Annotated in this window: 23 protein-coding genes and 1 pseudogene; 11 read left to right on the top strand and 13 right to left on the bottom strand. The window is 68.1% G+C overall.

Going from position 1 to position 20,761, the window contains the following annotated elements:
* Positions 1 to 5: 5 nt before the first annotated feature.
* Positions 6 to 701: a thioredoxin domain-containing protein gene (locus QE379_RS17515; protein ID WP_307003285.1), complete on the bottom strand. Its 696-nt coding sequence runs from the start codon at positions 699 to 701 to the stop codon at positions 6 to 8.
* Positions 701 to 1,216, bottom strand: a complete 516-nt coding sequence (locus tag QE379_RS17510) for a DUF721 domain-containing protein (protein ID WP_307002449.1) — start codon at positions 1,214 to 1,216, stop codon at positions 701 to 703. Before QE379_RS17510 ends, QE379_RS17515 begins: the two co-directional genes overlap by 1 nt.
* Before the next feature lie 26 nt (positions 1,217 to 1,242).
* Here QE379_RS17510 and mutY point away from each other — a divergent pair, with 26 nt between their 5' ends.
* From mutY to nudC, 3 genes are read left to right on the top strand one after another with little or no spacing between them, the layout of a single operon-like run.
* Entirely contained in the window at positions 1,243 to 2,292 is a 1,050-nt protein-coding gene (mutY, locus tag QE379_RS17505; RefSeq protein ID WP_307002448.1) for an A/G-specific adenine glycosylase, read from the top strand.
* An 8-nt stretch (positions 2,293 to 2,300) separates the two neighbouring features.
* Entirely contained in the window at positions 2,301 to 3,620 is a 1,320-nt protein-coding gene (locus QE379_RS17500; protein WP_307003283.1) for a serine hydrolase, read from the top strand.
* Positions 3,617 to 4,468: an NAD(+) diphosphatase gene (nudC, locus tag QE379_RS17495; RefSeq protein WP_307002446.1), complete on the top strand. Its 852-nt coding sequence runs from the start codon at positions 3,617 to 3,619 to the stop codon at positions 4,466 to 4,468. Before QE379_RS17500 ends, nudC begins: the two co-directional genes overlap by 4 nt.
* 130 nt (positions 4,469 to 4,598) lie before the next feature.
* On the opposite strand, the gene QE379_RS17490 is transcribed toward nudC, so the two are convergent.
* The gene (locus tag QE379_RS17490; protein WP_307002445.1) at positions 4,599 to 5,489 is read right to left on the bottom strand and encodes a prephenate dehydratase; all 891 of its coding nucleotides are present in this window, start codon (positions 5,487 to 5,489) and stop codon (positions 4,599 to 4,601) included.
* Positions 5,490 to 5,617: 128 nt separating this feature from the next.
* On the opposite strand from QE379_RS17490, the gene QE379_RS17485 reads away from it, so the two are divergent.
* The 4 genes and pseudogenes from QE379_RS17485 to QE379_RS17470 all read left to right on the top strand — a co-directional run bounded on the left by QE379_RS17485 (position 5,618) and on the right by QE379_RS17470 (position 9,435).
* Positions 5,618 to 6,325 carry a cytochrome c family protein gene (locus QE379_RS17485; protein ID WP_307002442.1) on the top strand — a complete coding sequence of 236 codons (708 nt, stop codon included), beginning with the start codon at positions 5,618 to 5,620 and terminating at the stop codon, positions 6,323 to 6,325.
* 4 nt (positions 6,326 to 6,329) lie between these two features.
* A complete protein-coding gene (locus QE379_RS17480; protein WP_307002440.1) occupies positions 6,330 to 7,373 on the top strand; it encodes a nitronate monooxygenase family protein in 1,044 nt (347 codons plus the stop codon).
* Positions 7,374 to 7,415: 42 nt separating this feature from the next.
* Entirely contained in the window at positions 7,416 to 8,486 is a 1,071-nt protein-coding gene (locus QE379_RS17475) for an exo-alpha-sialidase (protein WP_307002438.1), read from the top strand.
* A gap of 129 nt (positions 8,487 to 8,615) precedes the next feature.
* Positions 8,616 to 9,435, top strand: a pseudogene (locus QE379_RS17470) (shikimate 5-dehydrogenase).
* Positions 9,436 to 9,461: 26 nt separating this feature from the next.
* Here the strand turns inward: QE379_RS17470 and QE379_RS17465 are convergent.
* Positions 9,462 to 9,863, bottom strand: a complete 402-nt coding sequence (locus QE379_RS17465; RefSeq protein WP_307002437.1) for an EVE domain-containing protein — start codon at positions 9,861 to 9,863, stop codon at positions 9,462 to 9,464.
* A gap of 139 nt (positions 9,864 to 10,002) precedes the next feature.
* Between QE379_RS17465 and QE379_RS17460 the strand changes: the two genes are divergently transcribed.
* Both QE379_RS17460 and QE379_RS17455 read left to right on the top strand, forming a co-directional pair.
* Complete coding sequence (locus QE379_RS17460) at positions 10,003 to 10,386, top strand: hypothetical protein (RefSeq protein WP_307002435.1); 384 nt, start codon at positions 10,003 to 10,005, stop codon at positions 10,384 to 10,386.
* A gap of 79 nt (positions 10,387 to 10,465) precedes the next feature.
* On the top strand, positions 10,466 to 10,744 hold the full coding sequence (locus QE379_RS17455) for a DUF3297 family protein (protein WP_307002433.1): 279 nt from the start codon (positions 10,466 to 10,468) through the stop codon (positions 10,742 to 10,744).
* A 237-nt stretch (positions 10,745 to 10,981) separates the two neighbouring features.
* On the opposite strand, the gene QE379_RS17450 is transcribed toward QE379_RS17455, so the two are convergent.
* From QE379_RS17450 to lipB, 5 genes are all read right to left on the bottom strand, one after another.
* Positions 10,982 to 12,844: an ABC-F family ATP-binding cassette domain-containing protein gene (locus tag QE379_RS17450; RefSeq protein WP_307002431.1), complete on the bottom strand. Its 1,863-nt coding sequence runs from the start codon at positions 12,842 to 12,844 to the stop codon at positions 10,982 to 10,984.
* Positions 12,845 to 13,187: 343 nt separating this feature from the next.
* Positions 13,188 to 14,183 carry an IS5 family transposase gene (locus tag QE379_RS17445; protein ID WP_306997743.1) on the bottom strand — a complete coding sequence of 332 codons (996 nt, stop codon included), beginning with the start codon at positions 14,181 to 14,183 and terminating at the stop codon, positions 13,188 to 13,190.
* Positions 14,184 to 14,362: 179 nt separating this feature from the next.
* Complete coding sequence (locus tag QE379_RS17440; protein ID WP_307002430.1) at positions 14,363 to 15,070, bottom strand: hypothetical protein; 708 nt, start codon at positions 15,068 to 15,070, stop codon at positions 14,363 to 14,365.
* 213 nt (positions 15,071 to 15,283) lie between these two features.
* A complete protein-coding gene (locus QE379_RS17435) occupies positions 15,284 to 15,553 on the bottom strand; it encodes a hypothetical protein (RefSeq protein ID WP_267434984.1) in 270 nt (89 codons plus the stop codon).
* Positions 15,554 to 15,643: 90 nt separating this feature from the next.
* A complete protein-coding gene (gene lipB, locus QE379_RS17430) occupies positions 15,644 to 16,297 on the bottom strand; it encodes a lipoyl(octanoyl) transferase LipB (RefSeq protein WP_307002429.1) in 654 nt (217 codons plus the stop codon).
* A gap of 171 nt (positions 16,298 to 16,468) precedes the next feature.
* Between lipB and QE379_RS17425 the strand changes: the two genes are divergently transcribed.
* Together QE379_RS17425 and QE379_RS17420 are read left to right on the top strand one after the other, a co-directional pair.
* A complete protein-coding gene (locus QE379_RS17425; RefSeq protein ID WP_307002427.1) occupies positions 16,469 to 17,332 on the top strand; it encodes a hypothetical protein in 864 nt (287 codons plus the stop codon).
* Positions 17,332 to 18,081 carry a hypothetical protein gene (locus tag QE379_RS17420; RefSeq protein ID WP_307002425.1) on the top strand — a complete coding sequence of 250 codons (750 nt, stop codon included), beginning with the start codon at positions 17,332 to 17,334 and terminating at the stop codon, positions 18,079 to 18,081. Before QE379_RS17425 ends, QE379_RS17420 begins: the two co-directional genes overlap by 1 nt.
* Here the strand turns inward: QE379_RS17420 and QE379_RS17415 are convergent.
* From QE379_RS17415 to QE379_RS17400, 4 genes are read right to left on the bottom strand one after another with little or no spacing between them, the layout of a single operon-like run.
* Positions 18,065 to 18,658 carry an N-acetyltransferase gene (locus QE379_RS17415; protein WP_307002424.1) on the bottom strand — a complete coding sequence of 198 codons (594 nt, stop codon included), beginning with the start codon at positions 18,656 to 18,658 and terminating at the stop codon, positions 18,065 to 18,067. The two genes, QE379_RS17420 and QE379_RS17415, sit on opposite strands and share 17 nt — an antisense overlap.
* Positions 18,659 to 18,663: 5 nt before the next feature.
* Positions 18,664 to 19,524, bottom strand: coding sequence for an oxygen-dependent coproporphyrinogen oxidase (gene hemF, locus QE379_RS17410; RefSeq protein ID WP_307002422.1), 861 nt, complete (start codon positions 19,522 to 19,524; stop codon positions 18,664 to 18,666).
* 35 nt (positions 19,525 to 19,559) lie between these two features.
* Positions 19,560 to 20,015 (bottom strand): tRNA (cytidine(34)-2'-O)-methyltransferase, encoded by a 456-nt coding sequence (locus QE379_RS17405; RefSeq protein ID WP_307002420.1) that lies wholly within the window; start codon positions 20,013 to 20,015, stop codon positions 19,560 to 19,562.
* Positions 20,015 to 20,551, bottom strand: a complete 537-nt coding sequence (locus tag QE379_RS17400) for an adenine phosphoribosyltransferase (protein WP_307002418.1) — start codon at positions 20,549 to 20,551, stop codon at positions 20,015 to 20,017. The genes QE379_RS17405 and QE379_RS17400 overlap by 1 nt, the downstream gene beginning before the upstream one ends.
* Positions 20,552 to 20,761: the final 210 nt, after the last annotated feature.

The following is a 20,761-nucleotide window of genomic DNA, read 5'->3' as shown; positions in this document are numbered from 1 at the left end:
GGGAATTAGCGCGAACCGGCGGCGCGCAACAGCGGCATCAGCCGATCCCAGGTAAAGACGCCCATCGCCTGTTTGCCGTTGATGAAGAAGCCCGGAGTCCCCTCGATGCTTTCGGGGGCGGAACTGGTCATCGCGACGATCCGGTCGGTGGCGGCGCGGTCCGACAGGCAGGCGGTGATCTGCGCATCGCCGAGCCCCGCCGCCTTGCCGATCGCGGTCAGCCCAGCGCCATCGGCGATCGCGCGCATCTGCGCCGCGAGCGGATAGGTGCCGATGCGCTGGCCATTGGCCTGATCGAACTCCATGGCGCGCTGGCCCCAGCTCTTCTGCTGCGCGAACAGCGTCTCGGTCAGCCCGACGAATTTGCCCGCGCCGCCGCACCGCGCGATCAGCGACGCGGCCAGGTCGACCCGGTTGAGCAGATAATGGCGGATCTCGATGCTGGTCGAGCCCGAGCGGACGAACTGGCCCTTCAGCACCGGCATCGCGCTGGCATAAAAGGCGGCGCAATGCGGGCAGGTATAGCTGACATATTCGACCAGCTTCACCCGCGCATCGGGGTTGCCGATGACATAGGCGCCCGCAGGCGTCTGGGTGATATGGGTCGTCCAGTCGACCTTGGCTCGCGCCTGGGCGGCGTCGGCGCCGGAGGCGGGGGACAGCGAAAGGCCGAGCGCGGCCAGCGACAGGAAAAGACGCATCACGACACCTTGGGAATGCCGCGCGTCGCAGCGACGCCGGCGGCGAGCGATTCGAGAACGGCGCGAAGCTCCGGGTCGGCGATCTGGCGCAACCCGTCGCCCATTTCCGGCGGCACCGGCTGGGGCTTGGGCGGCGCGGCGCGGCGGGGGGCGGCCATGGGCAGTTCGCCCTGCCGGATCTGGAGCCGTGCGACCGCCGGATAGCCGAAGAAGCGGTTCACCCGCTCGATGATCTCGGGCGAGATATGCTGCATCATCGGCGCGTGAGCGCCGCGCACCACCAGGGTCAGCACGCCATTCTGCTTCTCGCCCTGCGGAAAGCGGATCGATTCGGGCGCGCTGGCGGTCGACAGGCGGGGGCCGACGATATCCGGCCAGCGGCTGACGATCGCGCTCTGGACGAAGCCGAAGCGGCGAAAGGCCGCGCCGCCGATCGCGGGCAGTAGTTCGGACACCGCGCGGGGGCGATTCGATCGGGGGGGCGGCTCCTGGGGGGCGCGGACGCGCTTGCTCATATCCGCCCCCATGCCATAGCGGGCGGGTGGACGCCAAGCATTCATCATCACCCGAAACGCCCGCCGCCCGGCTTCTCGCCTGGTATGACCGGCATGCCCGCGACCTGCCCTGGCGAGCCAGGCCGGGGAAGACGCCCGATCCGTACCGTGTCTGGCTGTCCGAGGTGATGCTGCAACAGACGACGGTGGCGGCGGTCACCCCGCGCTTCACCGCCTGGGTGGAGCGCTGGCCCGACGTGGCGAGTCTGGCGGCGGCGTCCGACGAGGACATCATGGCCGCCTGGGCGGGGCTGGGTTACTATGCCCGCGCGCGCAATCTGGTGAAGGCGGCGCGGGCGGTGGTCGCCGAGCATCGCGGGCGCTTCCCCGCGACCGAGGCGGCGCTTCGCGACCTGCCGGGGCTGGGGGCCTATACGGCGGCGGCGGTGGCGGCGATCGCGTTCGGCGAGCGGGCGGTGGTGGTCGATGCCAATGTCGAGCGGGTCGTGGCGCGGCTGTTCGCGATTCGGACGCCGCTGCCCGCCGCGCGCCCGGCGATTCGCGAGGCGACCGACCGGATCACGCCGGACGCGCGCGCGGGGGACTTCGCGCAAGCCATGATGGACCTGGGCTCCTCCATCTGCACCGTGAAGAAGCCGCAATGCCTGCTCTGCCCGCTCGCCGCCGATTGCGACGCGCGGGCGCAGGGGATCGCCGAGACGCTGCCCGCCAAGGCCCCCAAGAAGAGGCGCCCCTATCGCCACGGCACGGTCTTCTGGATCGAGCGGGACGGCCGGGTCTGGCTGGTCCGCCGCCCGGACAAGGGGATGCTGGGCGGGATGCGCGCGCTGCCTACCGGGCCTTGGGAGGACGATCGGCCGGGCCTGGCCGATGCGCCGGGCAAGGGGCCCTGGACGATGCTGAACGAGACGGTCGTCCATGGCTTCACCCATTTCGAGCTGGAATTGGCGCTTGCGAAGAGCGAGGGCGAACCGGATGATTCGGGGGCGGGCGAATGGTGGCCGATCGCCGAATTGGGAACCGCTGGCCTGCCCACATTGTTCGCGCGGGCAGCCGATCGTTTGAAAGGGGTCTGAAGCCGATGATGCGCCGTGTGATGATGACGGGCGGGGTGATGCTGACCCTGCTGAGTGCCACCGCCCCGGCGCAGGTCGCCGCGCAAGCCCGACCCCAGGCGCGAACCGTCGCCCCGCTGCCCACGACCCAGGCGCTGTTCGACAGCTATGTCCGGTCGGGGAAGATGCCGGGCATCGTCGCCGCGATCGGGCTTCCGGGCAAGCCGGCGATGTTCGTGTCCGCCGGGCGCACGGGGGTCGAGCCCAATGCCCCCGCCGTCACGCCCGACAGCCTGTGGCGCGTCTATTCGATGACCAAGCCGATCACCGCCATGGCGGCGATGATGCTGATCGAGGAGGGCAAGCTAAAGCTCGATCAGCCGCTGTCCGACATCTATCCCGCCTATCGGCAGATGCGGGTGCTGACCGACCCCGACGCCTCGCTCGACAGCCGCCCGGCGACCAAGCCGATCACGATCCGCAACCTGCTGACCCATACGGCGGGGCTGGGATACAGCATCGTGACCAAGGGGCCGTTGCTCAAGGAATATGAGCGGCTGGGGATCGTGCCCTTCGCCGCCAATGCGCGGGTGGAGGCGCAGGTCCGCCCGACCCGTCCCGCCAACCTCCAGCAATTCGCCGAGCGGGTCGCCACCCTGCCGCTGATCGCCGAGCCGGGGACCAAATGGAGCTATTCGATCGGCCTCGACGTGATGGCGGCGGTGGTCGAGAAGGTGTCGGGAATGCCCTTCGAGCGGTTCGTGCAGACGCGGCTCTTCACCCCGCTCAAGATGAATTCCAGCTATTGGCAGGTGCCCGCGTCGGCGGCCAACCGGCTGGTCGGCAATTACACCTTCCTCGGCGACAATCTGGTGCCGCTCGATCCGGCGGCGAGATCGGTGTTCCTCCAGGCGCCGAGTTTCCCCTATGGCGGCGCGGGGCTGGTCATGTCGGCGCGGGACTATGACCGCTTCCTCCAGATGCTGCAAAATGGCGGGGAGGTGGACGGCGTGCGGGTGATGAAGGCCGAGACGGTCGGCCTCGCCATGTCCAACCTGTTGCCCCAGGGGGTGACCTTTGGCGGCGTGTCGGGATCGACCGGGGGCAGCGCGGGGGCGGTGCCGACCGGCTATGGCGCGGGCGGGTCGGTGACGCTGGCCGACACGCCGGGCGGGCCGGGCAAGGGCACCTATGGCTGGGGCGGAGCGGCGGGCACCATCGCCTATGTCGATCCGACCCGGCATCTGCGCGGCACGGTGATGGTCAATTATTTCCCCGCCGACAAATACCCTCTCCGCCGCGATCTGGCGGCGGCGCTCTATCAGGATCTGGGGCGGCCGCGTCCGTGACGATCGGCTTTACCGGCGGGCGCTTGGACCGCGCCGATCCGTTGCGCCACGATCCCGAGGGGTTCGCGGCGACCCTGGCCGATCCGGCGGCGCGGCTGCTGGTCCTGAACGACTATCAGCCGGAGATGGCGGAGGGGCGGCTGGTCTGGACCGGTATCACCCCCGACGCCATGCCCGAGGACCATGTCCTGCTCGGTATCGAGGACGCTGTGCCGCATTTCGCGCGGCTGACCGGCCAACCGGCGCTGGGCCGGTCGTTCGAGATGATCGCCGCGCTCCATGCGCTGGCGGCGGGGGAGGCGGCGACCTATGCGGCGGCGCGCTCGGTGGTGGACTGGCATGCGCGGCACCGCTTCTGCGCGCGGTGCGGGGCGGAGACGGTGCCGTTCCGCGCGGGCTGGGGACGGAAATGCCCTGCCTGCGGGAGCGAGCATTTCCCGCGCGTCGATCCGGTCGTCATCATGATCGCGGAGCATGAAGGGCGTGCGCTGCTCGGCCGCCAACCCGCCTTTCCGCCGGGGCGCTATTCCGCGTTGGCGGGATTTCTGGAACCCGGCGAATCGATCGAGGAAGCGGTCGCGCGCGAATTGTTCGAGGAAGCGGGCGTGCGGGTGAGGAATGTCCGCTACATCGCCAGCCAGCCCTGGCCCTTCCCGTCGTCGCTGATGATCGCCTGCGTCGCGGAGGCGGTGGATGACCGGCTGACCATCGACACGACCGAGTTGGAGGATGCGATCTGGGTGTCGCGGGACGAGGTTCGCGCGGCGCTGGCCGGGGATGCGTCGCGCTTCGGCGTGCCGCCGTCCTATGCGATCGCGCATACGCTGCTGGAGGCATGGGCCAGGTAAGTCCTCCCCTGCAAGGGGAGGGGGACCGCCGCGAAGCGGTGGTGGAGGGGTGTCCCCGCTAACCGTGACACCCCTCCGTCAGGCCTGCGGCCTGCCACCTCCCCTTGCAGGGGAGGAATAGGGCACCCCGTTACCCCCTCTCGCGCGCCTGGGCGTAGGTACCCAGCATCCGCACCCATTTGCTATGGAAGCCCAATTCCTCGATCGCGCGGTCGAAGGCGGGTTCGCCGGGCTTGCCCACGACATCGCAATAGAATTCGGTCGCGGCGAAGCTGCCGCCGCGCTGATAGCTTTCCAGCTTGGTCATGTTGACGCCGTTGGTGGCGAAGCCGCCCATCGCCTTGTACAAGGCGGCGGGGATATTCTTCACCTCGAAGATCAGGCTGGTCATCCACGGTCCGTCGCCGACCGGCGGCTGGCTGCCCCGCGCCAGCGCGACGAAGCGGGTCATGTTGCGCTCGCCGTCCGAAATATCCTCGGCCAGCAGGTTCAGCCCGTAGAGTTCGGCCGCGCGTCGCGGGGCGAGGGCGGCGACGCGGGGGTCGCCCATCTCCGCCACGCGCGCCGCCGCGCCCGCCGTATCGGCATAGACGATCGGGCGGATGCCATGCGCGCGAAGCCAGTGGCGGCACTGGCCCAGCGCCTGCGGATGGCTCATCGCCTCGGCCAGTTCCTCGCGGGTGCCCGTCGCCATCAACGCGTGGCGGATCGACAGGAAATGCTCGCCCACGATCGCCAGCCCGGATTCGGGTAGCAGGAAGTGGATGTCCGCGACGCGCCCGTGCAGCGAATTCTCGATCGGGATGATCGCCCGGTCGGCCTTGCCGCTCTTCACCGCGTCCAGCGCGTCGGCGAAGTCGAAACAGGGCAGCGGCAGGCCGTCGGGATAGGCCTCCATCGCCGCGACATGGCTGTTCGCGCCCGGTGCGCCCTGAAAGGCGACGGCGCGGTGCGGCTCGGCCAGCGCGGCGTTCGTCATCGCCTCGACGATCGGGCGGGCGGGGGCGGCGTAATTTTCCATGGGCCAGCGGCCTAATCGCGGCGCGGCACGCGATCAAGGCGGGAAGCCGAGACACAAAACTTGCCGTCCGCGAAAGCGGCACCTAAGGTCCGCGTTCAGGAGAGATATTGGCGGGGCAGCGAAAAGCGATGGACCTAAAGACCAATACGATCGCGGGATGGGTGCTGGGCGCGGCAGGCGCGGCACTGGGCCTTTCGATCGTCGGCGGCATGATGTTCCACGACGAACGGCCGGAAAAAATGGGCTATGCGATCGAGGGCGTCGAGGCCGAAGGCGGCGGCGGGGCCGCGGCGGAGGTGCCGATCGCGTCCCTCCTGCCCACTGCCGACGCGGCCAAGGGCGCGGAAGTGTTCAAGAAATGCGCCGCCTGCCACACGATCAACCAGGGCGGCGCGAACGGCATCGGCCCCAATCTCTATGCCACGATGGGCGAGGCGATCGCGCAGGGGAAAGCGGGCTTCGCTTTCTCCGACGCGCTGAAGGCGGTCGGCGGCAATTGGGACTGGGACAAGATGAACGCGTGGCTGACCTCCCCGCGCAAGTTCGCGCCCGGCACGAAGATGACCTTCGCGGGTCTCTCCAATCCGCAGGATCGCGCGAACGTGATCCTGTACCTCAACCAGCAGGGATCGAACCTGCCGCTGCCCGCCGCCCCGGCGGCCAAGGAACCCGCAGCAGGCGACGCCCCGGCCAATGGCGCGGACGCGGCGGTCAACAAGGTCGAGGAGGATGTGCGCGGCGACACCGGATCGATCGCCAATACCGGCACCCCCGCCAAGGGCGCGCCCTCGGTCGATCCGCAGGCCGCGATCGAGGGGGCCAAGGCGCCCCGCTGATCCGGTGTGCCTGACCGACCTGATCGCGGGCATCCCGGTCCTCCAAGCGCCGATGGCGGGGGTATCGACCCCGGCCATGGCGGCGGCGGTGAACGACGCGGGCGGGCTGGGTGCGATCGCGCTGGGGGCGAGCGGCGTGGAGCAGGCCGCCGCCATGATCGCGGAAACCCGCGCGCGGACCGAGCGGCCGCTCAGCGTCAATCTCTTCGTCCACGCCCCGCCCGCTCCTGATCCGGCGCGCGAGGCGGCGTGGTGCGAGGCCCTACGCCCCGCCTTTGCCGAGCAGCGGGCCGAACCGCCCCCAGGGCTGCGCGCCATCTATGCCAGCTTCGTCGATGACGACGCCATGCTGGCGTTGCTGATCCGGGAGCGCCCGGCGGTGGTCAGCTTTCACTTCGGCTTGCCCGGCCGCGATCGAATCGCCGCGCTGAAACAGGCGGGATGCCTGTTGCTGGCGAGCGTCACTTCGCTGGACGAGGCACGGGCGGCGGAGCGGGCCGGGATCGATGCCCTGGTCGCGCAGGGCTATGAGGCCGGGGGCCATCGCGGCGTCTTCGATCCCGATGCGCATGACGATCGGCTGGGAACACTGGCGCTGACCCGCTTGCTGGCGGTGCGCACGGGCCGCCCCGTCATCGCGGCGGGCGGGATTATGGACGGCGCGGGCGTGTCGGCGGCCCTGGCGCTGGGCGCGGTGGCGGCGCAATTGGGGACCGCCTTCATCGCCTGTCCCGAAAGCGCGGCGGATGCGGCCTATCGTTCGGCGCTGATGGGCGAGGGCGCGGGGCATAGCGTCATGACCCGCGCGATTTCGGGGCGACCTGCGCGCTGCCTGCCCAATCGCTTCACGGCATTGGGAGAACGGGTGTCCGCCGCCCCGCCCGCCTATCCCATCGCCTATGACGCTGGAAAGGCGCTGAACGCCGCCGCCAAGGCGCGGGGCGAGCATGGCTATGGCGCGCAATGGGCCGGGCAGGGCGCGCCGCTCGCCCGTGCCATGCCTGCGGGCGATCTGGTGAGGGCGATCGCTGGCGAGATGAAGCGATAGCGTCTATCCGCGCGCCAAATGGCTCCGGCGGAGAATGACGGGATGAAGATGCTTGCGGCCTGGATGGCCCCCATGCTGGTCGTCGCGACCCCGATAGTGTCGGCGGCGACCCGCTCGCCGATCCTGCTCTCCGAATTCGTCGATGCGCAGGCCCCTTATCCTCAGGCCCATGCCTCGACCCTGGTGCAACTGCCCGACGGGACGCTGGCCGCCGCCTGGTTCGCCGGATCGGGGGAGAGCCGTCCCGATGTCCGCATCTGGTTCGCGCGGCGGGGGCCGGGGGGATGGAGCGCACCGGTACCGGTCGCGGACGGCGTGTCACCGCATGGCGACACGCGTTATCCGACCTGGAACCCGGTGCTGTTCCAGCCGCCGGGCGGGCCGCTGCATCTCTATTACAAGGTCGGGCCCAACCCGCGCGAATGGTGGGGCATGGTCATCCGCTCGGGCGACGGCGGTCGGACCTGGACAGCGCCCGAGCCGTTGCCGGGCGGCGCGCTGGGGCCGATCAAGAACAAGCCGGTGATCGCCGCCGACGGTGGTTGGCTCTCCCCCTCCAGCCGCGAAGAGGGAACGGCGGAGGCCAATATCTGGTCGCTGCGGATCGAGCGGAGCACCGATCAGGGACGGCACTGGACGGTCGGCCCGCGCATCGCCTCACCCATGCATATCGAGGCGATCCAGCCCAGCATCCTGTTCCACAAGGACGGCGGGCTCGAACTGGTCGCGCGGACGCGGCAGGGGGCGCTGGCGCAAAGCTGGTCGCGGGACAATGGCGTCACCTGGTCCCAGATCGCGGCGATCGACCTGCCCAATCCCAATGCGGGCACCGATGCGGTGACATTGGCCGATGGGCGTCAGTTGATCGTCTATAACCACAGCGCCCATGCCCCGAATACGCCCGGCGATGGCCCGCGCTGGCCGCTTAATATCGGGTTGTCGGAGGACGGAGTGCATTGGCGCAACGCCCTGACGCTGGAGGCCAGGCCGATGCCCGACGGCTATGCCTATCCGGCGGTGATCCAGACGCGCGACGGGCTGGTGCATGTGACCTATACGTGGAACCGGCAGCATATCCGGCATGTGGTGATCGATCCCAGCTTGTTGCGGTGACCTTGTGGCGTGGCCTTCGACTTCGCTCAGCCTGAACGTAGCGGGGGGATCGTACAAACATCCGTTCGGCCTGAGCGAAGTCGAAGGCCAAGGGATGCACTCGCCACGATGCTGGGCTAAACAGCGGGAATGACCACCAAACCCCCCATCGGTCGCGACACGCGGCTTTGCATGTCGCTGTCGGCGCGGCCCGGCAATTTTGGATCGCGCTTCCACAACTGCCTCTATGAGCTGACCGGGCTCGATTATGTCTATAAATCGTTCAGCACCACCGACCTGGCGGCGGCGGTCGGTGGTATCCGGGCTCTGAACATCCGGGGCTGCGCGATCTCGATGCCGTTCAAGGAAGCGGTGATCCCGATGCTCGATGGCCTTGCCGGGTCGGCGGCGGCGATCGATAGCGTGAATACGATCGTCAACGATGACGGGCGGCTGACCGGCTAATAACACCGACTATGCCGCCGTGGTCGAGTTGATCGCGGATATCGATCGCGCGACGCCCTTCGTGCTGCGCGGGTCGGGCGGCATGGCCAAGGCGGTGGCGGCGGCGTTTCGCGATTCGGGGTTCGGCTATGGCACCATCGTCGCGCGCAACGAAGCGGTGGGACGCGGGCTTGCCGATCTCTATGGCTTTGGCTGGGCGAGCGAATTGGGCGAGGGCGCGCCGCTGCTGGTCAACGTCACGCCGATCGGCATGACCGGGGGCAATGAGGACCAGCTCGCCTTTCCCGAGGCGATGATCGCCCAGGCGGAGATCGCCTTCGACGTGGTCCAATATCCGCCCGAGACGCGCTTCCTGAGCGTGGCGCGCGGCCTGGGTAAGCGGATCATCACCGGTACCGAGGTCGCGACGATCCAGGCACTGGAGCAGTTCGTCCTCTATACCGGCGTGCGGCCCACGCCGGAGCAGGTTCAAGAGGCAGCGGATTACGCGCGGAGCTTGGGCTGATCCTCCCCATCGGAGATGGGGAGGATTTAGACACCGGCCAACTCCATCAGCACCGCCCATTCCGCGTCCCCCACGGGTGACACCGACAGCCGCGACTGGCGCAGCATGGGCAGGTCGGCGAGGCGCGTGTCCGCCTTCATCGCCGCCAGCGTGACGGGACGGGGCAGGGGGCGGTCGGGCGCGACCTGTACCGAGACCCAACGACCATCCTCGCCATCGGCGCGTGCCGCGCGGGTGATCGTCGCGATGCCGACCGCCGCTTTCTCCTTCCCGCTGTGATAGAAGAGCGCCGAGTCGTCGACCGCCATCGCGCGCAGATGTTTGGCGGCGGCGGCGTTGCGCACGCCGTCCCATTCGGTCGCGCCATCGCGGACCAGATCGTCCCAGCCATAGCTGTCGGCTTCCGATTTCAGCAGCCAATGGGCCATGTCGCCGATTTCTCCTGAACCCTGACTAAACGCCGCATTCCAACGCCATTCAGCCCCAAGCGAATAGGAAAGGCAACACGGACGCAGCGTGCGCGTTTTGCCATCAGCGGACCGGGCGTTTGAGTATCGGAGGTTCGAGATGAACGGAATGTTGAAGAAGGTGGGGATGGGCGTCGCGCTGGCCGCGACCGCGCTGACCGCCGCGGCCCCCGCCGAGGCGCAGCGTTGGGGGCGTGGCTGGGGTGGTGGCTATTATCACCGTGATCGCGGTGGCGATGCGGTGGCGGGCGCGCTGCTGGGCGGTATCGTCGGCCTGGGCGTGGGTGCCGCCATCGCGAGCAGCAACCGGCCGCGCTACGTCGAGCGGGACTATTATTACAATCGGGGCTACGATCCCTATTACGCACCGCCGCCCCCGCCGCCGGTGGTGTACCAGTATCGCAGCTATGCACCGCGTTGCTGGAACGACTGGCGTTGGGATCCCTATTGGGGCCGCAGCGTCCCGGTCCAGGTCTGTAACTGAACCACATGGCGGCGTCGGGAGCGATCCCGGCGCCGCTTTTCCTTGGCAGCGCCCCCGAGTCGGCGTTATGGCCCGAGCCATGACCGATACCGTTCCCGATCGCCTGTCCACCAACCCGGACAGCCCCTATTTCGACCAGGACCTCCTCTCGCGTGGGGTCGGCATCCGCTTCAAGGGTGCGGAGCGCCGCGACGTCGAGGAATATTGCATTTCCGAAGGCTGGATCCGCGTCGCGCTGGGCAAGAAGGTCGACCGCCATGGCCGCCCGCTGACCCTGAAGCTGAACGGCGAGGTCGAGGCGTGGGTCGAGAACCCCGCCGATGGCGCGGAAGAGGGTTCGGACGAAGCCGAGGCCTAATCCCCTGGTCCACCCCGGCGAAAGCCGGGGTCCAGTAGCGGTGCCTTGGCGATAGCCTCTCACGCGACCGTCAGCGCGCCACGAACGATGTGGCAACTGGGCCCCGGCCTTCGCCGGGGTCGAGTGACTTATAGGGGCGGGAAACTCCCCAACTCCCGTTCAGGCTGAGCGAAGTCGAAGCCCAAGGGATGTCCTCGCCGCACTTCGACGTCGCTCAGTGCGAACGGGGGGTACGGATCAGGCCGCTTCCATCGCCTCGCCCGCCTCCATCCAGCGCGCCTCCGCCTCGGCCAGCTTGTCGACCACCTCCGCGCGGCGCTTGTTCAGTTCGCCCATCGACAGCTTCGCATGGCGCGGTTCGGCCGCCGCCGGGTCGTTCATCGCCTTGTCCAGCGCGTCGCGCTCGCGGGTCAGCCTGGCCATTTCGTCCTCGATCCCGCGCAGTGTCTTCTTCATCGCGTTGAAGCGTTCGCGCTGTTCGGCGGAGGCTTTCTTGCTCGCCGCCCGGTCGGCCTTGGAGGCGGCGTCGCCCTGGCCCGCATCGCCCTTCAGGACGAAGGCAATATAGTCGTCCAGCGACCCGTCGAACTCCTTCGCCGTGCCGTTGTCGACCAGCACCAGCCGGTCCGCCGTCATCTCCAGCATGTGGCGATCATGGCTGACCAGCACGACGGTGCCCTTGTACATGTTGAGCGCCTGGACCAGCGCCTCGCGCGCATCGACGTCGAGGTGGTTGGTCGGCTCGTCGAGGATCAGCATGTGCGGCGCGTCGCGGGTGATCAGCGCCAGCGCCAGGCGGGCGCGCTCGCCGCCCGACAGCTTGCCGACCTTGGTCGTCGCCTTGTCGCCCGAAAAGCCGAACCGCCCGAGCTGCGCGCGCACCGCCGCCGGGGTCGCGCCGCGCATGATGCGGGTCATATGCTCCAGCGCGGTGTCGTCGGTGTCTAGTTCCTCCACCTGATATTGGGTGAAATAGCCGACGCGCATCTTGCCGCTCGCGTTCATCTCGCCTTCCATCGGCGTCAGTTGCGCGGCGAGCAGGCGGGCGAGCGTCGTCTTGCCGTTACCGTTGCGGCCGAGCAACGCGATCCGGTCGTCCGGGTCGATGCGCAGGTTCAGCCGCTTCAGGATCGGCGTCTCGGCATAACCCACGCTCGCCAGGTCCAGCGTGATCAGCGGCGGGCGCAACTGGTCGGGATCGGGGAAGTCGAAGGACAAAGACGGGTCGTTCGCCATCTCGGCGATCGGCTGCATTTTCGACAGCATCTTGGCGCGGCTCTGCGCCTGTTTGGCGGTCGAGGCGCGGGCCGAGTTGCGCGCGATATAGTCCTGCAACTTGGCGCGCTGCGCATCCTGGTTCGCCTTGGCGGCGGCCAACTGCGCCATCCGCTCGGCGCGCTGGCGCTCGAACGAATCATAGCCGCCGGGATAGAGCGTCACCTTGCCGTTCTGAAGGTGCAGGATATGGTCGACGACATTGTTCAGGAAGTCGCGCTCGTGGCTGACCAGCAGGATCGTCGCGCGATAGGATTTGAGGAAATCCTCCAGCCACATCACCGCTTCGAGGTCGAGGTGGTTCGACGGTTCGTCGAGCAGCAGCACGTCCGGCGCGGAGAACAGGAGCGCGGCGAGCGCCACGCGCATCTTCCACCCGCCCGAATAGCTGGACAGCGGGCGGCCCTGCATTGCCTCGTCGAAACCCAGCCCTTGCAGGATGCTGGAAGCTCGCGCGGGGGCGGTATAGGCGTCGATCGCGATCAGGCGTTCGTAGATATCGCCCAGCTTTTCTGGGTCGCTCTCGGTCTCGCTGCGCTCCATCAGTTCGGCGCGCTCGACATCGGCGGCGAGCACCGTCTCGAACGGGGTGGCGGTGCCGTCGGGGGCTTCCTGCGCGATATAGCCTAGCCGCGCGCCCTTGGGCATTTCCGCGGCGCCGTCGTCGGCCTCCAACTGGCCCGCGATCACGCGGACGAGCGTCGACTTGCCCGCGCCGTTGCGACCGATCAGGCCGACCCGGCTGCCGGGGGGGAGCGCCGCGGATGCGCCGTCGAGGATCGTGCGGCCGCCCAGGCGCACGGTGATGCCATTCAGGTTGAGCATGAGGCGCGCGTAGCAAATCCCGGCGCAAAAGGGGAGAGGGCCCTTTGATCCTCCCCGGAACGGGGAGGGGGACCGCCGTGAAGCGGCGGTGGAGGGGGCGTTCCACAAACGATGTCCTGTGAGGATGCCCCCCTCCGTCAGCGCTCCGCGCTGCCACCTCCCCGTGCCGGGGAGGATCGTGTCCTGACGTCGATCGACATTCCCCATTCCTCCTCTTGCAGGATTCCTCTGCGAAACGGCTCATTTGTGACAGAGGATTTGGGCGAGGCTGTCGCTGCAGGGATCCGGTACGGGCCTTGGTCAGCTTTGGCTGGCCGGTTTGGAGGGGCCGGATCGCCCCGGCTCAGCCAGCGGCAAGGATGGCGGCGCGTCTGAGATTGTAGATGGTGGCAAAGGCGAGGAAGTCTGCGGCGTTCCGCTCGATCGACAGGCATCTGGTGCGCGCCTTGCCGTAGAGGCGCTTCATGGCGCTGAAGACCGCCTCGACAGGGGCGCGCCGTCTGGCGATGAGGTGGTTGCGCCGGGCCTGCCAGCGCGGCAGCTTTGGCATGTAGCGGTGCCGGCGATGCATGATGCGATCCTTGATCCCGGCCGCCTTCAGGGCCTTGCGACGCGCCTGGCCCTCATAGGCCCGGTCGGCATAGACCGCGCCTTCGTCGCCGCAGACCAGCGCGTCGGCCCGTTCGACATCCTGGACCCTGGCCGAGGTGAAGGCCAGCTTGCGGATCAGGCCCGAGCCCTCGTCCATGCCGATATGGAAGCGGTAGCCGAACACCGGCTTGCCGTCCTTGCGCGTCCAGTCGGCACCCGGCTCCTGGGGGTGCGGATCACCCGGCGCGATCCCGTCCCCGCGCGGGGGCTTGCGGGTCGCCTTGACCACCGAGGCATCAAGGATCGTCCCCCGCCGCAGCACCAGCCCCTGCGCATCCAGCTGCCGGTTGATCTCGGCAAAGCAGCGCTCCAGCACGTCCCCCGCCGCCGCAGCCGCGCGAAACCGGCACAGCGTCGTCTCGTCCGGCGTGCCGCCATCCAGCGCAAAGCCGCAGAACCGCCGGAACGACAGCCGGTCGAGCAGCGCCTCCTCCAGCCCGGGGTCCGACAGATCATACAACGCCTGTAGATACAGCGCCTTGACCATCGCCAGCGGCGCATAGGGCGGTCGACCCGTCCGACCCTGCCGCAGCGGCGACACCAGCGGCTCCAGCCGGCTCCAGTCGATCAGCCGCTCGATCCCCGACAGCTTCGCATTCGATCCCAAGCGCGGATCCATCAACGCTTCCACCAGCGATCGCTGCTCGACCATCACCATGCCCTCCTGCCCGCACAGTGAATCACTCAACCATCCTCATTGCCAGACGTTTCGCAGAGGAATCCTGCAAGGGGAGGTGGCAGGCCGTCAGGCCTGACGGAGGGGTGTCGCGCTCTCGATAAGGGGACACCCCTCCACCATGCTGCGCATGGTCCCCCTCCCCTTGCAGGGGAGGAAAAATGACCCTTCAGCCTGAATGATGATCAGGCTTAGCGCGCCGCCAGATTGGTGCGGCCCGCAGGCGGCCAGTTCTGCGCCCCGCACTTCTTGACCACCCATTCGGCCTTCTTGTTCCAGCATAGCGCGTCGAGGCGCGGCATGGTGGCGGCAAAATGTTCGCGGCCGATATAGCGGGGGAAACGCTGCTCGCCATAGGGGGTCAGGCTGTTGCGCAACTCGCGCATCCGATCGACCGCCAGTTCGCCCAGATGCCCGCGCGGGGTGAACACCGCCGCATGCGCGATCGATCCCGCCGTCTGGCAGAAATTGAGCTGGGCCGCGACCGCCGCGAAGCTGGAATAGGTGCGCGTGCCATATTGATCGAGCGCCATCTGGCCTTCGCGCACCGTCTTGCTGGTGCGCTTGAAATAGGCACCCAGCGTATCGAACGCGCCCTTCAACTCGGCATCGTGATCCTTCAGGATCGCGTTGTAGTTGGAGACGGTCGAAAGCATCGGCTCGAACTGGCATTGCAGGGCCGCGACGTTCAGCGCCGCGCGCATGTTCCAGAGCAAGCCCGCGCGCAATTCCGCCGGGGTCGCGCCCGGAAGCGGCTGTCCGATACCGGGTTCGTCCCCCCGAACCGGTTTGCCTTCGAAATTATAGGGCTGCAGGAAAAATTGCGCCGATGCGGGTGCTGCGGCACCCATCCCCCAAAACGCCACGCCGGCGACCAGCGCGGTACGCACCACCTTCATCTGATTTCGATCCTTCCCCCGTAGGGCCTTCGAGCGTCCCGAAACATAACGCTTTTCAGGCTTTTCCCCAAATGGAAATCGCGGGTTCGGCAAGACCGTGCGGTGGACGGTGTCGTTACGGAAGGGCAGCGACATCGCACGGCGCCCCAAGGAAAAGGGGCCGCCCGGTCGCCCGGACGGCCCCTTCCACGTCGGGAATGACCCCGACGATGATTACATCGCGTTGGTCGCGTTGGTCATCATCGTGTCGTTGGCCATCATCATGTCGTTCGACATGGTGTCGTTGGCCATCATGCCGCCGTTCATGGCGCCGTCGACGGCGGTCATGTTGTCGGTGGCGGTGTCCATGCCTTCCGAAGCGTTCATTTCGGTGGTCATGTTCGCGTCGGTGGTGTTCTCGGTGTTCGAGCCGCAAGCCGAAACCGCGAGCGCCGCGCCGGCGATGATCGAGCCCGTCAGGACCTTGGAGATGATTGCACGCATTGGAAGCTCCCTTGATATTAAGGATTTGGAACGGCTTGCTGGCCCTATTACCCAAATCGGGGTGGACATTAATCGGATACCGCCCGGTCCTCAAGTCTCGTTTTGTCGGACCTGCCCCAGGGACTGGAGGAACGCCGGAAGAGTGAACGCTAGCGCCTCGTCAAAGGTTTCCAACGACTTGACGCCGTTTAACGCGAAAAGACTGGTCACGGGGAACTCCGGCAGGCCGCAGGGAACGATTCCACCGAAATGAGACAGGTCGGGCGCGATGTTGATCGCGAAGCCGTGAAGCGTGACCCAGCGCCGCACCCGGACGCCGATCGCGCCGATCTTCGCCTCCGTGCCCCCGTCGCGGGTCCAGATGCCGACCCGCTCGTCGACGCTGAAGGCATTCACCCCCAGCCGGGCGAGCGCGGCGATCAGCCAGTCCTCCAGACCATGGACGAACTGCCGCACATCGCGACCCCGCCGGTTGAGGTCGAGGATCAGATAGCCGGTGCGCTGGCCGGGGCCGTGATAGGTATATTTGCCGCCGCGCCCGGTCTGGAACACCGGAAAGCGCGGATCGACCAGCTCGACCGGATCGGCGCTGGTCCCCGCCGTATAGACGGGCGGGTGTTCGAGCAGCCAGACCAGTTCGCGCGCCTGGCCCTGCGCCACGGCGGCCGCGCGCGCCTCCATCTCGGCGAGCGACTGGTCATAGGGGGTCAGGCCGGGGCTGACCCGCCATTCGATATCGGGCATGTCGGGAAAATGGGTCACGATCGCGGCTATCTGCGCCTGCCATCGCCCTGATGCAAGCGGTGGACAAGCGGGGCGTCGCGGTCGCGATGGCGTTGCACGCTGCGATGGGCTAGGTCGGGGCGATTGCCCGAACGATCAGGGGGCGACCATGTCCGGCTTAAGGGAGGAACGATGACCGTCAGGATCGGATCGGTGTGGGACAGCACGCAACAGGTGCTGGCGGGCAGGGCCGCCATGCTGATCCCCTTCGCCGCGATCGGCTTCGTCCTGCCCAGCCTGTTGCAGCTTCTGGTCCTGCCCCAGGGCGGCGCTTCGTCCGCCGGCAATGTCTCCGGGTCGGGGCTGGTGGTGACCATCATGTCGCTGGTGCTGGGGGTATGGGCGCAATTGGGGATCATGGCGCTGGCGACGCATCCCGCCACCACCTCGGCAGAGGCGTCGCGTGTCGGGTTCCGCCGCTTCTTCCCGGTATTGGGCCTGGCGCTGGCGATCGGTTTCGTCGTCGCGCTGCTGGTTCTGATCTTCATCATCGGCATGGTGGTGTTCGGTTTCGACTTCGCGGCGGCGATGGCGGTGAATGGCGATCCCTCGCGCATGCCGCCGATGCCGGGTGGCGCGGTGATCTTCGCAATGATCTATTTTCTGGTGGCGTTGCCGCTGACGCTCTGGCTGGTCGCGCGGTTGATGCTGACCTATGCCGTGGTCCTCAACGAGCGGCGGGGGCTGGGGGCGTTCCGTCGTTCGATCGCGCTGACGCGGGGCATGACGTGGCGGCTGATCGGCGTGACGCTGCTGTTCCTGATCGTCCTGTCGGTGTCGGTCTTCGCGGTACAGGGCGTGACGGGCGCGGTGTTCCGGCTGATCCTGGGCCCCGACATGCTCTGGCTGGTGCTGGCGGTGACCACCTTGGCGAGCGCGGTGGTCAGTGCGGCGTTCATGACGCTGGCCTATGTCTTCGTCGCGCGCCTCTATGTCGCGACGGCGGGGGAGCAGGCGCTTCGCCAGGACGGCCAGGACGGATCGCCGCAACTCTGATGACATTGAGCATCGTCGCGACTCTGCGGGACGCCTGGGGCCTGTTCCTCCGGGATCGTTCGCTGCTGATCCGGCTGGCGGGGCCTTTCCTGTTCTGGCCCGCGCTGGCGCTGGGGCTGCTGGTCCCCGCACCGCCTCTGCCCGATGAAGGTGTGGGGGAGGCGACCGCGCAGGCCACCGCATGGATCGATTCGGTCGGGCAATGGGCGGGCCAATATGGCGGCTGGTATCTCGCCAGCTATGCCGTCGGCCTGATCGGCACCGCCGCGCTGCTCGCCCTGGTGCTGGGCGAGGGGCGGCTGACCGTGGGGGAGGCGCTAAGCCGGGCACTGGGGATCGCGCCCCGCTATGTGCTGGCGATGGTGCTGGTCGCGCTGCCGGTCGGGGCGGGGATGCTGCTCTACATCCTGCCGGGCCTCTATGTGGCGGGGCGGCTGTTGCTCGTCGGGCCCGTCCTGCTGGCCGAGCGGCCGATGGCGGCGGTGGCGGCGCTGGCCCGCTCGGTCAGGCTGACGCGCGGGGCGGGGTTGCCGATGGCGGCGCTGTCCGCCTGCACCTATCTGGGTGGGATCGTCGCGACCCAGCCCATTTTGATGCTGATCGACCTGTCCAAGGGCGATGGGTCGGGCAATCCGGTAGCGCTGGCGCTGCTCCACGCCGCAGCGGCGGCGGTCGCGATGGCGGCGGGGCTGGCCCAGGCGCTGATCGCCGTGGCCGCCTATCGCCGACTGGTCAATCGACCGGTCTGATCCGGGGGATTTGCGGCGCGGCGTCCTCGGGCAGCAGGCCGAGCGCGCGCGGGTCGACAAAGGTCTCGATCGCGCGCCCCATCGCGGTGAAACCCTGACGCCGATAGAAATTGAGTGCGGAAGGGTGGTCGAGAGTGCAGGTATGCACCCATACCCGCTCGACGCTGGCGGTCCAGGCGCGCATCAACGCCTGCGCCATCAGCCAGCGGCCATGGCCCTGCCCCGCCAGTTCGGGGATCAGCCCGAAATAGGCGATCTCGCATTCGCCCGCCTGACGATGGTCGAGTTCCAGCAGCCCCACTTCGATCCCGGCGCGATCGACCACGGCGAAGACCGACACGGCGGGGTCATGGATGATCGCGGTCAGCATGTCATCGGACATCACCAGTCGTGAGAACCATAGCCAGGGCGCACCGACCCGCGCGAACAGCGTGCGGTATTTGGCCGGATCGGGCTTCACCCAGGCGACCAGGCTCAGCGGCGCGGGCGGCATGGGGCGAGGGCGGGGCCGCTCGCGCATCTCCAGCGTGGTGACGATGGTCGCGACCTCGGTCGCATCGACGGGGATCAATGCCATGGCGCTTACTCCCAGGTCGCGAGCGGCGGCAGGCTCATCAGGATCGCGTCGATATTGCCCCCGGTCTTCAGGCCGAACAGCGTCCCCCGGTCATAGACCAGGTTGAACTCGGCATAGCGCCCGCGCCATGCCAGCATCCGCGTGCGGTCGGCCTCGGTCCAGGGCAGGCCCATGCGCCGCCGGACGATGCGCGGGAAGATGTCGAGAAACGCCTCGCCGACATCGCGGGTGAAGGCGAAATTGCCGTCGAAATCGCCCTCCAGATGGTCGTAGAAAATGCCGCCGACGCCGCGATGCACCTGGCGATGGGGGATGTAGAAATAGTCGTCGGCCCATGCCTTGAACCGCGGATAATGATCCGGGTCATGCGCGTCGCACGCGGCCTTCAGCCGGGCGTGGAAGTCGGCGGTGTCCTCTTCGATGGGCAGGGGCGGGTTCAGGTCCGCGCCGCCGCCGAACCAGCGCTTTGTGGTGGTCAGGAAGCGGGTGTTCATATGCACGGCGGGCACATGCGGGTTCGCCATATGCGCGACCAGGCTGATCCCCGTCGCGACGAAGCGCGGATCTTCGCCCGCGCCGTGGATGGTCTGTGCGAACGGCCCCTCGAAGGTGCCGCCGACCGTCGAGACATTGACCCCGACCTTTTCGAAGACCCGTCCCTTCATCACCCCGCGCACGCCGCCGCCGCCGGGCTCGCCGCTGGGGTCGGTGCGGTCCCAGGCGGTATAGGCGAAGGCGGCGTCCGACCCGGCTTCGCGCTCGATCGCCTCGAATTCGGCACAGATCCGGTCGCGCAGGGATTCGAACCACCGGCGGGCGGCGTCCTGCTCGGCATCGAGCGCGATATCGGGGGTGCGGCTGGTCATCACCGGGGCGTTCTGGGCATGGCCGGGGCGGGGGGTCAACCCGCCATATGCGCCCATCCGGTCTGGCGGCGCGCCTCCGCCATCAAAATCCCGCCGGTGATCGCGACATTGAGCGAACGGACGCCCTCGCGCATCGGCACGCGGACCCGAATGTCGGCGGCGTCATGCACCGCACGCGGCACGCCCGCCCCTTCCGAGCCGAGCAGGATCACGTCGTCGGGCCGGAACGCCATATCGGGCAGCGGCACCGCCCCCAATGTCGTCGCCAGCACGATCCGCCCCGGCGTCGCGGCGCGGAAAGCCTCCCAATCGGCATGGCGCACCACCTCGGCCATGGCCGCATAGTCCATCGCCGACCGGGCGAGCGCACGATGGGAATAGGGAAAGCCCATCGGCTCGATCAGGTCCACCGCGACGCCGAAACAGGTGGCGGTGCGGATCAGCGTGCCGACATTGCCCGCAATGTCGGGCTCATAAAGGGCGAGGCGCATCAGTGGCCGGGAAAGGCGAGCAGCGAATCGACCGCCAGCCCCTCGGCCCGCAACGCCTCCGTGCCGCCCAAGTCGGGCAGGTCGACCAGGAACTGCGCCTGTTCGACCACGCCGCCCGCCTTGCGGATCAGCCGGACGGCGGCGCGTGCGGTGCCACCGGTGGCGATCAGGTCATCGACCAGCAGGACACGCGCACCGGGAACCAGCGCGTCCTCGTGCATCACGATCCGGTCATGGCCGTACTCCAGCGCATAGTCCTCCGCGATGGTCGCGCCGGGCAGCTTGCCGTCCTTGCGGATCAGCAACACGCCCGCGTTCAGCGGCACCGCGAGCGCGGCGGCGAAGAGGAATCCGCGCGCTTCGATCCCGGCGATCAGGTCGACCTCCCCTCGCGTCGCGGCGGCCATCCGATCGATGGCGGTCGCGAAGCCCTTCGGATCGAGCAGCAAAGTGGTGATGTCGCGGAACTGGATGCCGGGCTTGGGAAAGTCCGGGATGGTGCGGATCAGGGCTTTCAGGTCGTCATTGGCGGTCATGCGGGGCGTCATGGGCCGGTGGGGCGCGGGGGTAAAGGGGGAGCGCCCCCGTAACCCTCGCTCCGTTCAGGCTGAGCGAAGTCGAAGCCCATGGGTGGACCTTCCCGCTTGGCAAAGCGCTACCCTTGGCCTTCGACTTCGCTCAGCCTGAACGGAGGTTGGGGGAAGGGGGGCGGTATCCCCAAATAAAAAGGGCGGTCTCCCCTCGGA

This window comes from Sphingomonas sp. SORGH_AS_0879 (assembly GCF_030819175.1).
GTDB lineage: Bacteria > Pseudomonadota > Alphaproteobacteria > Sphingomonadales > Sphingomonadaceae > Sphingomonas.
Note: the sequence above shows the minus strand (reverse complement) of the source record. Positions and strands in the feature narration are given on the sequence as shown.

Excerpts from the sequence above, each read along its gene's own strand:
- QE379_RS17460 (WP_307002435.1), top strand. The coding sequence starts at position 10,003 with ATGAACGGAATGTTGAAGAAGGTGGGGATGGGCGTCGCGCTGGCCGCG.
- QE379_RS17415 (WP_307002424.1), bottom strand. The coding sequence starts at position 18,658 with ATGGCATTGATCCCCGTCGATGCGACCGAGGTCGCGACCATCGTCACC.
- QE379_RS17455 (WP_307002433.1), top strand. The coding sequence starts at position 10,466 with ATGACCGATACCGTTCCCGATCGCCTGTCCACCAACCCGGACAGCCCC.
- lipB (WP_307002429.1), bottom strand. The coding sequence starts at position 16,297 with ATGCCCGATATCGAATGGCGGGTCAGCCCCGGCCTGACCCCCTATGAC.
- QE379_RS17475 (WP_307002438.1), top strand. The coding sequence starts at position 7,416 with ATGAAGATGCTTGCGGCCTGGATGGCCCCCATGCTGGTCGTCGCGACC.
- QE379_RS17420 (WP_307002425.1), top strand. The coding sequence starts at position 17,332 with ATGACATTGAGCATCGTCGCGACTCTGCGGGACGCCTGGGGCCTGTTC.
- QE379_RS17435 (WP_267434984.1), bottom strand. The coding sequence starts at position 15,553 with ATGCGTGCAATCATCTCCAAGGTCCTGACGGGCTCGATCATCGCCGGC.
- QE379_RS17515 (WP_307003285.1), bottom strand. The coding sequence starts at position 701 with ATGCGTCTTTTCCTGTCGCTGGCCGCGCTCGGCCTTTCGCTGTCCCCC.
- QE379_RS17485 (WP_307002442.1), top strand. The coding sequence starts at position 5,618 with ATGGACCTAAAGACCAATACGATCGCGGGATGGGTGCTGGGCGCGGCA.
- QE379_RS17490 (WP_307002445.1), bottom strand. The coding sequence starts at position 5,489 with ATGGAAAATTACGCCGCCCCCGCCCGCCCGATCGTCGAGGCGATGACG.
- QE379_RS17465 (WP_307002437.1), bottom strand. The coding sequence starts at position 9,863 with ATGGCCCATTGGCTGCTGAAATCGGAAGCCGACAGCTATGGCTGGGAC.
- QE379_RS17440 (WP_307002430.1), bottom strand. The coding sequence starts at position 15,070 with ATGAAGGTGGTGCGTACCGCGCTGGTCGCCGGCGTGGCGTTTTGGGGG.
- QE379_RS17405 (WP_307002420.1), bottom strand. The coding sequence starts at position 20,015 with ATGCGCCTCGCCCTTTATGAGCCCGACATTGCGGGCAATGTCGGCACG.
- QE379_RS17500 (WP_307003283.1), top strand. The coding sequence starts at position 2,301 with ATGCGCCGTGTGATGATGACGGGCGGGGTGATGCTGACCCTGCTGAGT.
- QE379_RS17450 (WP_307002431.1), bottom strand. The coding sequence starts at position 12,844 with ATGCTCAACCTGAATGGCATCACCGTGCGCCTGGGCGGCCGCACGATC.
- QE379_RS17425 (WP_307002427.1), top strand. The coding sequence starts at position 16,469 with ATGACCGTCAGGATCGGATCGGTGTGGGACAGCACGCAACAGGTGCTG.
- QE379_RS17510 (WP_307002449.1), bottom strand. The coding sequence starts at position 1,216 with ATGAGCAAGCGCGTCCGCGCCCCCCAGGAGCCGCCCCCCCGATCGAAT.
- hemF (WP_307002422.1), bottom strand. The coding sequence starts at position 19,524 with ATGACCAGCCGCACCCCCGATATCGCGCTCGATGCCGAGCAGGACGCC.
- QE379_RS17400 (WP_307002418.1), bottom strand. The coding sequence starts at position 20,551 with ATGACCGCCAATGACGACCTGAAAGCCCTGATCCGCACCATCCCGGAC.